General features: G+C 45.1%; 12 protein-coding genes. 9 read left to right on the top strand and 3 right to left on the bottom strand.

Annotation, left to right across the window (positions count from 1 at the left end; all coding sequences use genetic code 11):
- Positions 1-2 precede the first annotated feature (2 nt).
- Positions 3-602: a molybdenum cofactor guanylyltransferase gene (mobA, locus tag AC6B99_RS26965; RefSeq protein WP_056028479.1), complete on the bottom strand. Its 600-nt coding sequence runs from the start codon at positions 600-602 to the stop codon at positions 3-5.
- Positions 603-762: 160 nt separating this feature from the next.
- On the opposite strand from mobA, the gene moaA reads away from it, so the two are divergent.
- The 4 genes from moaA to AC6B99_RS26945 all read left to right on the top strand — a co-directional run bounded on the left by moaA (position 763) and on the right by AC6B99_RS26945 (position 7,287).
- Positions 763-1,773 carry a GTP 3',8-cyclase MoaA gene (gene moaA / locus AC6B99_RS26960; RefSeq protein ID WP_056028476.1) on the top strand — a complete coding sequence of 337 codons (1,011 nt, stop codon included), beginning with the start codon at positions 763-765 and terminating at the stop codon, positions 1,771-1,773.
- Positions 1,774-2,403: 630 nt separating this feature from the next.
- Positions 2,404-4,266: an assimilatory sulfite reductase (NADPH) flavoprotein subunit gene (locus AC6B99_RS26955; RefSeq protein ID WP_496664706.1), complete on the top strand. Its 1,863-nt coding sequence runs from the start codon at positions 2,404-2,406 to the stop codon at positions 4,264-4,266.
- Positions 4,267-4,301: 35 nt separating this feature from the next.
- On the top strand, positions 4,302-6,023 hold the full coding sequence (gene cysI / locus AC6B99_RS26950; protein ID WP_496664675.1) for an assimilatory sulfite reductase (NADPH) hemoprotein subunit: 1,722 nt from the start codon (positions 4,302-4,304) through the stop codon (positions 6,021-6,023).
- A gap of 175 nt (positions 6,024-6,198) precedes the next feature.
- Positions 6,199-7,287, top strand: a complete 1,089-nt coding sequence (locus AC6B99_RS26945) for a low temperature requirement protein A (protein ID WP_494864606.1) — start codon at positions 6,199-6,201, stop codon at positions 7,285-7,287.
- Positions 7,288-7,582: 295 nt separating this feature from the next.
- On the opposite strand, the gene AC6B99_RS26940 is transcribed toward AC6B99_RS26945, so the two are convergent.
- Positions 7,583-8,221, bottom strand: a complete 639-nt coding sequence (locus tag AC6B99_RS26940) for a nitroreductase family protein (RefSeq protein ID WP_056028465.1) — start codon at positions 8,219-8,221, stop codon at positions 7,583-7,585.
- A gap of 133 nt (positions 8,222-8,354) precedes the next feature.
- Here AC6B99_RS26940 and AC6B99_RS26935 point away from each other — a divergent pair, with 133 nt between their 5' ends.
- Positions 8,355-8,732, top strand: a complete 378-nt coding sequence (locus tag AC6B99_RS26935) for a MerR family DNA-binding transcriptional regulator (protein ID WP_056028462.1) — start codon at positions 8,355-8,357, stop codon at positions 8,730-8,732.
- Between the two features lie 323 nt (positions 8,733-9,055).
- Entirely contained in the window at positions 9,056-9,478 is a 423-nt protein-coding gene (locus AC6B99_RS26930) for a DUF4259 domain-containing protein (RefSeq protein WP_494864478.1), read from the top strand.
- A gap of 47 nt (positions 9,479-9,525) precedes the next feature.
- On the opposite strand, the gene AC6B99_RS26925 is transcribed toward AC6B99_RS26930, so the two are convergent.
- Positions 9,526-10,170 carry a hypothetical protein gene (locus AC6B99_RS26925; RefSeq protein WP_494864483.1) on the bottom strand — a complete coding sequence of 215 codons (645 nt, stop codon included), beginning with the start codon at positions 10,168-10,170 and terminating at the stop codon, positions 9,526-9,528.
- A 166-nt stretch (positions 10,171-10,336) separates the two neighbouring features.
- Between AC6B99_RS26925 and AC6B99_RS26920 the strand changes: the two genes are divergently transcribed.
- The 3 genes from AC6B99_RS26920 (at position 10,337) to AC6B99_RS26910 (ending at position 13,712) form a co-directional block, all read left to right on the top strand.
- Positions 10,337-11,197 carry a hypothetical protein gene (locus AC6B99_RS26920; protein WP_496664674.1) on the top strand — a complete coding sequence of 287 codons (861 nt, stop codon included), beginning with the start codon at positions 10,337-10,339 and terminating at the stop codon, positions 11,195-11,197.
- A 360-nt stretch (positions 11,198-11,557) separates the two neighbouring features.
- Entirely contained in the window at positions 11,558-12,259 is a 702-nt protein-coding gene (locus AC6B99_RS26915; RefSeq protein WP_494880381.1) for a hypothetical protein, read from the top strand.
- A 391-nt stretch (positions 12,260-12,650) separates the two neighbouring features.
- Positions 12,651-13,712, top strand: a complete 1,062-nt coding sequence (locus tag AC6B99_RS26910) for a serine hydrolase domain-containing protein (RefSeq protein ID WP_496664673.1) — start codon at positions 12,651-12,653, stop codon at positions 13,710-13,712.
- Positions 13,713-13,806 lie beyond the last annotated feature (94 nt).

Raw genomic sequence — 13,806 nt, 5'->3', positions numbered from 1 at the left:
CATTACGGCGAAAGCTGTTTTTTCATTAGAATGGCCTGGTAATCCTCCGGCGTATTCATATTAATGAATTGCTCAGCAATCGCCGGATTATTGGGCAGGTAATGAATGATGGACAATTGAGGAAGCACATCCATGACCTTCAGATTTCGGCTGTAGAGCGCGGCTGCCCATTTGCCCAGCGTTCGTCCATGAAAGACGGCAAACAAAGGGTGGCTTCGCTCGTCGATAATCGGGACGACAGCATCTTTGGTCGGATGACTGCCAAGCAGGGCCAGCATTTCAATAAAAGGCAAAGCGGTAAGCAGCGGATAGTCACAGGCTGCCACTATGTAAATCGTGTCCGGTTCTTGGTCGCTCATTCCGGCATGCAGACCGGCAATCGGGCCAAGGCTAGGAAAAATATCGGGTTTAATCGTAATAGAGGGAGCAAGGAAGGGATATAATTCAGGCTCATTCGTAATGATAGAAATGCGGTCTGTTAGAACAGCAAGCTGCTCGGTTATCATTTGAATAACGGGCTTGCCATTAATAAGGAGCAACTCTTTACGCTGCTGCATACGGCGGCTTTCTCCTCCGGCAAGCACGATAGCTTCCAGGTTCATCCTTCGTCACCTTGCTTTCCATAATCATTGATGTCAGGAACATTGACAAACACTTGACCTCTGTTCATAATGTAAGGAACTTGTTCGCTATTTACCATAGTGTAAAGTATGAAGCTATCATTTAACAACATTCTCTTTTGCATAACCTGAGGTGAGGAGCTTGGAGCATTCAATAAAGGATCAATTGAACCGTGGTTTGCGGGACCTGCGCCTATCTGTTACCGACCGTTGTAATTTCCGCTGCCGTTATTGCATGCCGGCCGAAATTTTTGGCAAGGACTATCCCTTTTTGGCTGAAGACAAGGTGCTTAGCTTTAATGAGATAGAACGGCTCGTAAAGATATTTGTATCATTGGGCGTCAAGAAGCTTAGAATTACCGGCGGAGAGCCGCTGCTTAGAAAAGATTTGCCGACGCTGATCAAGCGTTTGAATGCAATCGCTGGTGTTGAAGATATTGCACTGACGACCAATGGGGTTCTGCTGCCCAAATCGGCTGCTGCGCTTGCGGAAGCTGGATTGCGTCGGGTAACGGTCAGTCTGGATTCGCTAAATGACGAGCGGTTCCGATTAATGAACGGAAACCGCAGCGGCGTGCAGGCCGTGCTGGCTGGTATTGATGCGGCAGCTGCGGCAGGGATGCCAGTCAAAATCAATATGGTTGTCCAGAAGGGTGCCAATGATCAGGACATATGGCCGATGGCTGCTTATTTTCGCGAGAAGGGGCATATTTTGCGGTTTATTGAATATATGGATGTCGGCAATTCAAATGGCTGGAAGTGGGATCACGTTTTTTCTAGCAAGCAGATTTTGCAGCTTCTAGAAGAACACCTGCCGCTTGTGCCAGTGGAAGCCCATTATGCCGGCGAGGTTGCTTCCCGCTATCGCTATCAGGATGGATCGGGTGAGATCGGTTTTATTTCCTCCGTAAGCGACGCTTTTTGCAGCACCTGCACACGGGCGCGCATATCCGCTGAGGGCAAGCTGTACACCTGCCTGTTTGCCTCGAAGGGCTACGATTTAATGGAGCTGCTGCGAGCTGATGAAACGGATGAGTCGGTTCGTGAATCCATCGCCCGCATTTGGACAAATCGCAATGATCGTTATTCGGAGGAACGGGCTACCCGTACCCAGTCGCCAGCTAAAATCGAGATGTCCCATATCGGCGGCTGATTTCATAAAGTACCCGGCCTAGGCCATCCAACCACGCTTCCTCCAGAAGCGTGGTTTTTTTTGAAATATAAGCATGTATAAGTTACCCCATATAATGGGCTTATATTTCATCGCGAAACGGTGGCTTTGCCTCTACAGGACGGCAACAGCCGTTTACGCTTGAAATATAGGAAAGGATATCCTAATGTAATCCTTTCTCTATATTTCTCGGAATGAAACGCCCCGTGCCACCAAAGGATGGCGGCAGCCGTTTCACCTTGCAAAAAAACATCATAATCGTCTATCACTTTTTCTAATAGAAATCATCATAATTCTTAATTTATACAGCTAAAACAGGGTGAATTACCCCCATTTTACTCGGATTTAGCTGTATTTTGCTTCCGAAACGATGAATTGGTAAAAATTAGGTCATCATGTGTGCATTGCCCGATTGCACTTAATATGTTAGTTTGAATATTAATGATGGACTAAAGTGTGTAAACGCAGATTACAAGGTGAAACGGCCGAAAGCCGTCCTTTGGCGGTGCGGCGCGTTTCAGTCCGAGAAATATAGAGAAAGGATGAGAAAATCATATCCTTTCCTATATTTTAAAAACAGTATGATTTCATGTTTATGAGAGGTGGATTTTGTTGCAACTTCAGGTGACGAACAGTCCTTTTAATCAGGAGCAGGTTGAGCTTCTTAACCGCCTTCTGCCAACTTTGACGGAATCGCAGCATATATGGTTATGCGGATATTTGTCCGCAGTTCAGAGCACAGCAGCTTTTTCCCCTATTAGTGCAGAGCCGCAATTAAGCGCGGCGCTTGCTGTAGCAGAGGAAGCGCTGTCAGCACCCGCCCAGCCGGCAGGCTCGCGCGAAGTGACGATTTTATTCGGATCACAGACAGGCAACAGCCAGCGTCTGTCTGGCAAGCTTGCAAGCAAGCTAGAGGCAAACGGCTTTCAGGTGACCTTGTCCGCCATGAACAAATTCAAGCCAAATGGCTTGAAGAAGGTTGAAAATTTATTGATTATTGCAAGTACCCATGGAGAAGGCGAACCGCCGGATAATGCAATATCGTTCCATGAGTTCCTATATAGCAAAAGAGCGCCGAAGCTGGATGAATTGTATTTCTCCGTTCTGTCGCTCGGCGATACGTCGTATGAATTCTTTTGCCAGACGGGTAAAGAATTCGACGTTCGTCTTGAAGAACTGGGCGGCAAGCGCCTGACGCCGCGTGTGGACTGCGATCTTGATTATGATGAGCTGGCAGCTGAGTGGTTCAATCAGGTTGCCGCTGCGTTAAGCGAGCGTGTGAATGGCTCGGCATCTGCTCAGCCAGCAGCTGTATCCACAACCGCCTCGATTGGCATGGCTGAATCCGAATATTCGCGTACGAATCCGTTTCAAGCGGAAGTGCTCGCGAACATTAACTTGAATGGACGCGGTTCAGATCGCGAGACGCGCCATCTGGAGCTTTCGCTTGACGGATCAAGCTTGCAATATGAGCCCGGCGATTGCCTCGGTCTTTTCCCGGAAAATCATCCGAAGCTTGTCGATGAGCTCATTCAGGCATTAGGCTGGAGTGCGGACGAGAAGGTTCCATTTAATAAAAAAGGCGAAGAAGGCTCGCTGCGCGAAGCACTTCTGAAGCATTATGAAATTACAGTATTGACGAAGCCGCTGCTGGAGCAGGCTGCGAAGCTTTCGGCTAACAGCGGACTGCAGGAGCTTGCAGCGCCAGGCAAAGAGAAAGAGCTGAAGGAATATATCAACGGCCGCGATTTGCTTGATCTGGTGCAGGATTTTGCGCCTTGGAACTTTACGCCTGCTGCATTCGTCGGTATTTTGCGCAAGCTGCCAGCACGTCTTTATTCCATTGCCAGCAGCTTCCAGGCTAATCCGGACGAGGTGCATTTGACGATTCGCGCTGTGCGTTACGAGGCAAATGGCCGTGAGCGTTACGGCGTATGCTCGATTCATACGGCAGAGCGCCTGGAGCCAGGTGATACGGTGCCGATCTATATTCAAAACAATCCAAATTTCAAGCTGCCGGCAAGCGCCGAAACGCCGATTGTTATGATCGGTCCAGGCACAGGCGTAGCCCCTTTCCGGGCATTCATGGAGGAGCGCGAGGAAACGGGAGCGGAAGGTAAATCGTGGTTGTTTTACGGTGACCGCCATTTCGTGACGGACTTCCTGTATCAAACGGACTGGCAGCGCATGCTGAAGGACGGCGTTCTGACGAAGCTGGATGTTGCATTCTCACGCGACTCGGAAGAGAAGGTGTACGTACAGCACCGTATTTTGGAGCAAAGCAAGGAGCTGTATGAGTGGCTGCAAGCCGGCGCCCATGTTTATGTGTGCGGCGACGAGAAGCATATGGCACATGATGTGCATTCTGCGCTAATTACAGTTATTGAGCAGGAAGGCGGCATCAGCCGCGAGCAAGCGGAAGCTTATCTTGCCGATATGCAGCAGCAGCAGCGCTACCAGCGCGATGTGTACTAAACGGATCGAAGCGAGTGCGAGAGGAGAAAGCAGCAATGGCAAATGATCAAATCGTAAAGCCGATCGGCGGCCCGCCGAGCGACGTTGAAATTATCAAAATTGAGAGCAATTACTTGCGGGGAGCGCTCGTAGAGAATTTGCGCAATCCAATTACGGGCAGCCTGCCAGAAGACGAAAACCGGTTGATGAAATTCCACGGCAGCTACATGCAGGACGACCGGGATTTGCGTAATGAACGTGAGAAGCAAAAGCTTGAGGCTGCCTATCAGTTCATGCTTCGTGTAGTTGCGCCCGGCGGCGTAGCCACACCAGAGCAATGGCTGGTTATGGATGAATTGGCGCACAAGTACGGCAATGGGACGCTGCGTCTGACGACGCGCCAGGCTTTCCAAATGCACGGCGTGCTGAAATGGAATTTGAAAAAGACGATCCGTACGATCAACGACAAGCTGTTGACGACGCTTGCTGCTTGCGGCGACGTTAACCGCAACGTGATGAGCAATCCGAATCCGCATCTGTCCGAAGCACATGAACAGGTGAATGAATGGGCGAGACGCATTAACAATCACCTCGCGCCACGCACGCCTGCGTATCATGAAATTTGGCTGGATGGCGAGAAGGTAGAAAGCTCGGAAGCTGCTGGCGAAGTGGAACCGATTTATGGACCGGTTTACTTGCCGCGTAAATTCAAAATCGGGATGGCGGTTCCGCCGTCCAATGATGTAGATGTTTATTCCCAGGATCTTGGTTATATTGCGATTTTGGAAAATGGCAAGCTTGTCGGCTTTAACGTAACCGTCGGTGGCGGTATGGGCATGACGCATGGTGATACGGCGACTTACCCGCAGCTTGGCCGCGTCATTGGCTTCTGTACGCCTGAGCAAACGATTGACATTGCCGAGAAGACCGTTATGATTCAACGCGATTACGGCAATCGCTCCGTTCGTAAAAATGCCCGTTTCAAATACACGATTGACCGCCACGGTCTGGACTGGTTTGTTAACGAGCTGCATAAAAGAATGGGCTGGAAGCTGGAAGCGCCGCGCGAATTCCACTTCGACAGCAATGGTGACCGTTATGGCTGGATTAAAGGCACCAACGGTAAATGGAATCTGACGCTTTACATTCAAAGCGGACGGATTCAAGATGATGGCGACTATAAGCTGATGACGGGCCTGCGTGAAATTGCGAAGATCCATACGGGAGACTTCCGCCTTTCGCCGAACCAGAATCTTGTTATTGCCAATATTACGACGCAGAAAAAACGCAAAATCCTGGAGCTGATCGAGCAATACAAGCTGACGGATGGCTTGCATTATTCGGCTTTGCGCCGCAGCTCGATTTCCTGCGTAGCGCTGCCGACCTGTGGCCTTGCCATGGCGGAAGCGGAACGGTACTTGCCGACTTTGATCGACAAGCTCGATGTCGTTATGGATGAAGCGGGTCTTCGCGACGAGTCCATCGTTATTCGGATGACGGGCTGCCCGAATGGCTGCGGACGTCCTGCGCTTGGGGAAATTTCATTTATTGGAAAATCGCCGGGCAAATACAATATGTACATGGGAGCAAGCTTCAACGGCGACCGTTTGAATAAGATGTACAAAGAAAACATTGATGAAACGGAAATCATCAGCACGCTGACGCCTATTATTAACCGCTTCGCGAAAGAGCGCGAGCAGGGCGAGCATTTCGGCGATTTCGTCATTCGCAATGGCTATGTGAAGGCGACGACGTCAGGGCTCAATTTCCACGATTAAAGGCGCTTGCTTTTTCTCAAAACGATAAACAGGAATATAAGGTCTGGGGCATTTGCTCCAGGCCTTATTTCGCTTATTGCCTAATGAGCGGCTGGATGTTTATAATAATTGAGTCGAAGTAGAGATAGAGAGTGAAATTGAACGAATGCCAAGAGAGGAGCACATCATAGCGATGATGCCAGAGAAAAAAGTAACGTGGCTGGAGCTGTTTTATGATTTATTGTTTGTCGCGGCCGTTTCCAAGGCTACTCATGTGCTGCTTCATGTGGAGCATAGCAGCATTACTTGGGAGCATTTGTCCAAATTCATCTTGATTTTTGTGCCGATTTGGTGGGCATGGGTTGGACAGACGATGTACAACAATCGTTTTGGCCAGGATACGCTGAAGCACCGATTATTTATCGTGGTGCAAATGTTTTTCGTCCTTATTATGACAGCAAGCTTGAATGTTGATTTTGACGCGTATTATGTGCCCTTTTTTATTGGATATATAGGGCTTCGGATTATAACGACCGTGCAATATTTGCTGACGGCGCGTTCAGAGGTGCTGCATAAACTGCAAACCGCACGATTTTTCGGTACCTATTTTTGGCTGGGGATAGCAATATCGTCGTGTTCCTTGTTTTTTGACTCGTGGCTGCGTTACGCCATTTTGTATGCGGGCATTATTTTGGACATCATCGTTCCGTTAATTGGCCGCAAGCATCTCGTTGTCACGCCGATCCATACCCCGCATTTACTGGAGCGTTTTTCGCTGTTTACGCTGATTTTGCTGGGGGAATCGGTTGTTAGCCTGCTTTCGATTTTGGATGCCGGAGATATGAGTTTTACTTCTATTGCTTTCGTTGCACTCTCTTTTATTCTCGTCATTGCGATTTGGTGGCAATATTTCGAGAACATGGAGAAAAATGTGGATAAAACGAAGCGAACGGCAGGGCAGACGATTATTTACGGCCACTTGTTTATCTATTTATCGCTTTGCATGATCGCTGCTTCGATTCAGCTGGTATTTTTGAACAAACTGGAATATGGTTTTATGCTCGGATTTGTTTTTGGCTCTGTGTTCATTTATTTTCTGTCGGTTATGTGCGTGTTATACAGCTACCGCTTTGAGCATTTGCGCCCGACCGTGAAGCATATTTCGCTGCTGTTGCTGCTGCTGCTTGTTTTATTCAGCGTGAACTTGCTCGTTGTAGTGCCGCCGACGGTCGTGCTTCTGGAGCTTGTGCTGTTCTTTATCGTATTTGCCAAAACAACGGCTTAGCGTTCAAAGTATGCTCGTTAAGCTAACAGGCAAGGATAGCGTGTATGAAAGAGGGCGTCTAGGCGGGCAATGTGAACGAGCCCGCCCAGACGCCCCTATGCCGAAGGTGACTATGAAGTCATATCCGGACATACCTTGTATTGTTATGTTCTTTTGAATGTCGAAGCCGTTTTAAATACCTGTAACCATAAGGATTTGCAATGTTCCTAATACCTACGGCTGCATATCAGTCAACATATCGACATCAATGGGCTAAGGAATATATCTATCATAGAATTCCCAAAATAAATGGATATCAGCGCCAAAAGGTAATTTTCTCACTAGGCAAACGCACCGATTCATGTCCTTCTTCTTGAGCCTTGCCGATTGAAAGGATCATGACCGGAACATACCGTTCGTCGTCCAGATCAAATGTGTTAACAACCTTATCACGTTCAAAACCTGCCATAGGATTGGTGTCATACCCATGCGCGCGGGCTACCAGCATAAGTTGCATGGCAAATAAACTTGCATCGATTTTGGCCACCTCAATCTTTACTTCTCGAGGTAGTAGAGGAAACATACTTAATATTTGTGTTACCTGCTTGTCGCGCACCTCCTTCGGCATTTTCCCTTGTTCCACAGCTGCATTATAAATCTCTTCTACATACCGTTCACTCTGAGTATCGCCCAAAATAATTAGCATAGCGGCTGATGTATCATTTTGTTGCGTATTGAATTGTACAAGTGGCCGAAGCTTGTTTTTCCCTTCAGGGGTATGAACTACGATAACACGCCATGGTTGTATATTTGCAGAAGAAGGCGCTAAACTTGCTTCATTAATGATATCATGCAATTCTTCCTTTGAAATCTTGACCTGCTCATCATAATGGCGTACGGAACGCCGGCCAGTAATAATGTTGACAAAATCGTTATTTTGGATATGTTCCAGCATGTAATCTCTCCTTTTGATGTGACCAGTTTTTTTGACATAAGTGATGTCACTGGTTATCATGTTTTTATTATGAACTATGAACCTTGGTTTATAGCAAATATAAATTATTCTAGTGTTCAGAAGGGAATAGGCTATGAAAGCGAGTGAAGTGTCCAAGTTGACAGGGCTGCCAGTATCCACCTTGCGATTCTATGAACGCAAACAGTTGATTCCGGAGCAGTTTGTATCAAGAGATGAAAATAATTATCGCGTATATCATGAGGGTGTGATTGGTTTTCTGGAGGATGTGAAAACTTTGCTCACCGTAAGTTTTACTATTCAGGAATTAATCCTGCTCATAAACGAAAACGAAAATTTCTATATAGAAAAGAAAGTATTGGTGATGGAAAAAATTCAACAGATCCAGGAGCTAGAAGCAAAATTGCAAACATCAAAAACATTTTTAGCTGATGTGTTAGAGGGCAAGGCAAATTTTCAGACCCCATGCAGATCTATGGATACAACTGTGTAAACCCTTTTGAAGCCATCGTTTAGCCTGCAAATCGACTTACTACTAATCATTCAATTGAAACATATGAGTTCTGTAATTCATCACTGAGCTAACAGATAGCGGCAGTCTGATACCTTTATGCAAACGATTCCTGCTGCTGGAACTCAGAAGCAACCGCCTAAGTGCAAAATAGATGATAAACGCTCGTCTTATCCACCTTTTGGTAGATATATGTATGCCTAATTGCTCATATTCAAACATATTATTGTTGCTTAAGGGTGATTAATTCCAATTCCAATCCATGTTAAAATGGTAGAATTACGAATAGAAAGGTGAGAAATACGATGGGATCTTGGGGAACAGCAGCGCTGGAAAGCGATGAAGGTCTTGATGTTCTTGATGCTTTAGGCAAATATGCAGTGGACCGCCAGTCTATTAAATTGAAAGAGCTTCTAGCTCATTATAGAGAGCTCGGATTCCTTGCGGAAGATCCGGAAGAGGTGGATTTCCTTTACGATAATACAGCGATTGCTCTAGCAGAAATTGTGTGCGTCTATATCGAAAACGGCAGGACGCAGTACGAAGAACTGAGTGGTTTGGCGGAGATCGTCTGGAATAAGGAAGATCTGCTTGAGCTAAAGCAATTGGTTCAGCAGGTGTTGGATAATAAGGGCGGGGAACGCGAGCTGTATGAACTGTGGGATGGAGATCCGGATTGGATCAACCATTTGGAAAAAGTGGTTCGCATTTTAGCGGAGCGGCTTTAAATAGTAAAAAATAAACACTGGCTGCAGCCGCTTTAAGCGGTTGCAGCCTATTTGCCAATCATCATAAGCTTATATTTCTTGAAAATCCAAGAGTTAACCAAGTCAGTCATTGCATGTTTGCTTATGCGCGCAGGTGGTTTTTGCTCTTGCGAAACATCTGCTGTTGCTGCATGTACCGAAAAACGAAGCGGTTTTGTCATTTTTTTAATATCTTTTGTGATTTCATTAAAAAAAGCATATGCTAACGGCTGATGCTCCCGAATATCCTCATAAAAATAATAATTTCCTTGCTCATCCGCCATATTAATTTGAAAGCCTTTAGGAAAGGAAAGCATGATGCAAGGCAGCTCATCCTCCGACCATTGTCCGTAGTAGGGAAATGAGATACCTTCATTTCTCGCAAAAAAACCGGTGCTTTCATGATCAGACTTAACAGAAATGGAATAAACAAAGAAGGGGTGATAATCCATTCTTTGTTCCTCTGCCGTAAAATATTTATAAAAAGCTTCATAAGCGGCATACACCAGATCGTAATCATGCTTCGTTTGGGCATAATCGGTACGATGGAACTGCACTTGCTTATGCTCAAAAAGCATCAAAATGCTTTTAAACTCTTCCGGTGTTATGAAAAATTTAAGCTTATAAAAGCCGCTATTTTTTAATTTGTCCATTTCTTTCTTCTCACCACCCAATATTGACTCCACTTATATTATCACATTTTAACAAATTGAATCTACGATCTACCAATTATTCACCTCCTTTTTTGTAAATTAATATAAAAAATACAAAAGAATATTCCGATACTATAAATAGAAGTGAATAACCGAAATAAATGAATGGAATAGGGGTGCGTTAAGGATGAGGATTTATAGCTCAACCCAGTACGACTTGAATTTATACACCAATTCGAAACAGCAGGCCGATAAACCGGCCTTGGTTACAGGCACGATACCCGGGCTTTCGCATGATACCGATACAGTGGAGATCAGCCCGGCTGCCAGACAGTTGGCGCAATCTGATATTGTGAATCATTCTGCTAAATACTTTGGAACTGTGCAAATCAATGATTCGCTGAACCGCCTTCTCACAGATCAGCCCGCGGAGGTGAGGGAAGCTGTTTATGGCATCATTCAATCCAATATCATTACAGATGTAGCTGGAGAAGAGAAAAGAGCAGCCTTATTAGAATTGGGACTTACCCAAGCTAAGTATATCGCGGACAACTATATGAAGGATGATGAAGCGGCGGAATTTATGAATACGATTCGTCAAATCGGCGCCATCTCCCAAACGAGAACGGTAGACCCTGAAACGAATGAATTCCATTACGAAACCCCGCCGCAAAGGCCTATTGGGGCTCCAGACGATTATATTGATTTGAACTATATGATGAAGAAATTCGAGCCGAATACGCTGGACAAGCTGCAAGATGCAATTGTGAACGGAAAAGACTGGAACAGCATCTTGCAAACCTTTGCTAAGAAAGCATCGACAAATACGGATTGGCTGAAGGCATACAGAGAGGAAGCTGCCAAACCGATCGGGGACATTGCCGGTGAGAACAGATTCGAGAAGGCCTCTACTGCCAGCTTGACTGCGTTCGTCAAAGATATCAAGGACATCACTGCCAATGCCGGTTTTGATAATACGGGGTTTATTAAAGACAATATAGAGGCTTTTATGCGAACGTTGGAAAGCACAAGGTCCTTTCAGCCTTAAATAGTTTCATGCTCACCTCCGTTATGGAGAATTCATCTTTAAAGTCCTTTATAATTCACAAAGCGTGATACAACTGCCGCGATAATGAGCAAAACAAATACTGCACTGACGAATTTCGGTTCCTTATAGGGAAGAAATTGATTGCTGAATGCAGCCATAGAGTAGCGGCAACGACGGTAAGTGTAACGACTGGGTTTGTCAAAAATTTTGTGTAGACTCTCATTGAAGCAAAAGTTAACGTAGGTGCTGACTGATCCGCTCAGGGAAAAAGACGGAGAGCTGGAGGAACATTCAAGGCTATAGTGATAATGTTTAATTTGGTTTCATATTGGTATGAATTTACATCAGCGGAGGTTTCGTATGAAATTCTTGAAAGTTTTTAGTATCACTCTATCCATATTCGCATTGTTATTTACAGTAGCAGTCGTTTACATCGTAGTAAGCAAGCCGGATAAATTAAAGGCGAATGACGGGCTGCATACAACGGCATCTTCTCTAGAAAATTCTAATGATGTGGATGTCACTGTTAATCAGGAACCATTAGAATTATCACCATCGCCTAATCAATCCAATCCTTCGCTACCGACAGCTATGCAATCGTCGATACCATCTCCAGAGCCTACTGCGGTACAAGAAACGACGACGCCATCTCCAGAACCTACTGAGGCACAAGAAACGCCGAAGTCTTCTCCGGAACCTACTTTAGTAGAACAAGCGCCGAGTGTTCATTCAACCGAGGATCCAAGTATTCTCATTATTGGTAGATGGACAGTTGAGGATAATCCGAAGGCATACTTTGAGTTTTTTCGGGATGGCACATTTACAAAAGGAACTTATGAAGCTAAAAACGATTACAATGAATTTTCGGGAACGTACTCATTTAGCGATAACTCACGTTTGAAGCTCCAGTATGAGAAATGGACTATACACGTTGGAACCTATAAAAATACTCGAGAGGATACTACAAGTCATGTGTTCAAGTTTACTATTGACGGCAATAAACTTGAAATTCCAGAAGCCAAAGAAGCATTTGGCTTTACTGAATGGACGAAAGATGAATAATACCTTTGAACTAGCAACTGACAGTCCGCTCTTAGACGTCCCGCAATCCGATTTGCGCTCCCTGACAAAATAAAATATACATCCAGCTCGTCTAAGAGTTGATGGGGATTGCATAACAATGGAGAACAATTGACTTTCATTTTATACTTATATTTTCACTCTTATACATATTAAAAATACCCGCCTGCCACTGCTTGGACGAATTCTAATCAGGGCATGCGGGTATTTTTCTGACATTTAAAAGAAAGTTTAAGTGAAAGTTTAAGAGCATGAGCGATAAACAGTATCATAAGGGATGACAAAATAAATGGTTGCCCTACTATCCAGTATTTTGCTTCTATCTATAACATAAGCTTAACCAGTACACGTTATAAATTAGCAGGGGAAGGAGTTGGTTTCAATAAAGAAACGATTGCATCAACAGCTTGAGGAGATTCTTGTCTCTTCTGTAGATCATAAAAACATATTTGGGACGGTTCTGAGAATGGAATCGGGAAATAAACAGTTGATATGGACCGGAGCGGCTGGCGATATGAATCAAAATAATCAGTTTTTTATCGCGAGCACGACCAAACTTTTTGTAACCGCAACCATGTTAAAGCTAAGAGAGCTGAAAAAAATCCAGTTGACTGACAAAATAAGCCGTTACCTAGACACTGAGATTCTCTCGGGAATCCATCGCTACCAAGGAACCGAATATTCCTACGACATTACGATTCGACAATTGATGGCCCATACTTCGGGTCTGCCGGATTACTTTGAGCAAGTAAGACAAAACAGTAAGAGTCTAAAGGTTGAACTCCTTGCCGGATACGATACTGCATGGTCGTTCGACAAGGTGATGGAGGATGTGAAGCAAATGAATTCACACTTCCCGCCTGGTAAGAAAGGCAAGGCATTATATTCCGATACCAACTATCAATTGCTTGGCAAGATTATCGAGAACGTAATGAATAATAAATTAGAAGATGTTTTCAAGTTGTTCATTTACGAGCCCTTGGCTTTATCCAAAACCTACATCTATACAAACAACCATGATCAAACTCCTAAGCCTCTTTACTATAAAAAATCTTCCTTGCATGTACCAGAGGCCATGGCCTCCTTCGGACCGGATGGAGGGATTGTCTCCACTGCAGACGAGCTGATGCGCTTTCTGAGGGCTTTTTTTGAAGGTGAATTATTTCCTAAACACGATTTGAGCGAGCTTTATGTTTGGAATAAAATCTTTTTTCCGTTACAGTACGGCATTGGAATCGCGAAATTCAAGCTTCCTAGGTTTTTCTCGCCGCTGCGATCCATTCCAGAGCTAATCGGACATTCCGGTTTATCGGGAGCATTCGCGTATTATTGTCCAGAGAAGGATTTGTATTTGACAGGTACGGTCAATCAGGTTTCCACTCCGAGTTTGTCCTATAGGCTGATGCTTCGGGTATTGGATGCAATGCAAAAATAAACGCTCCTAGAGCGGCAAGTATTTAGAGCTGTCTTTTTGTGCGCCTTTCTGAGTATGGGTTGAATTATAGCAAAAAATTTACAAGGATATTTTT

The organism is Paenibacillus liaoningensis (assembly GCF_059609455.1).
Note: the sequence above shows the minus strand (reverse complement) of the source record. Positions and strands in the feature narration are given on the sequence as shown.

Coding starts and splice junctions, on each gene's coding strand:
- cysI (WP_496664675.1), top strand. CDS start 4,302: ATGGCAAATGATCAAATCGTAAAGCCGATCGGCGGCCCGCCGAGCGAC.
- mobA (WP_056028479.1), bottom strand. CDS start 602: ATGAACCTGGAAGCTATCGTGCTTGCCGGAGGAGAAAGCCGCCGTATG.
- AC6B99_RS26920 (WP_496664674.1), top strand. CDS start 10,337: ATGAGGATTTATAGCTCAACCCAGTACGACTTGAATTTATACACCAAT.
- AC6B99_RS26915 (WP_494880381.1), top strand. CDS start 11,558: ATGAAATTCTTGAAAGTTTTTAGTATCACTCTATCCATATTCGCATTG.
- AC6B99_RS26935 (WP_056028462.1), top strand. CDS start 8,355: ATGAAAGCGAGTGAAGTGTCCAAGTTGACAGGGCTGCCAGTATCCACC.
- AC6B99_RS26945 (WP_494864606.1), top strand. CDS start 6,199: ATGCCAGAGAAAAAAGTAACGTGGCTGGAGCTGTTTTATGATTTATTG.
- AC6B99_RS26940 (WP_056028465.1), bottom strand. CDS start 8,221: ATGCTGGAACATATCCAAAATAACGATTTTGTCAACATTATTACTGGC.
- AC6B99_RS26930 (WP_494864478.1), top strand. CDS start 9,056: ATGGGATCTTGGGGAACAGCAGCGCTGGAAAGCGATGAAGGTCTTGAT.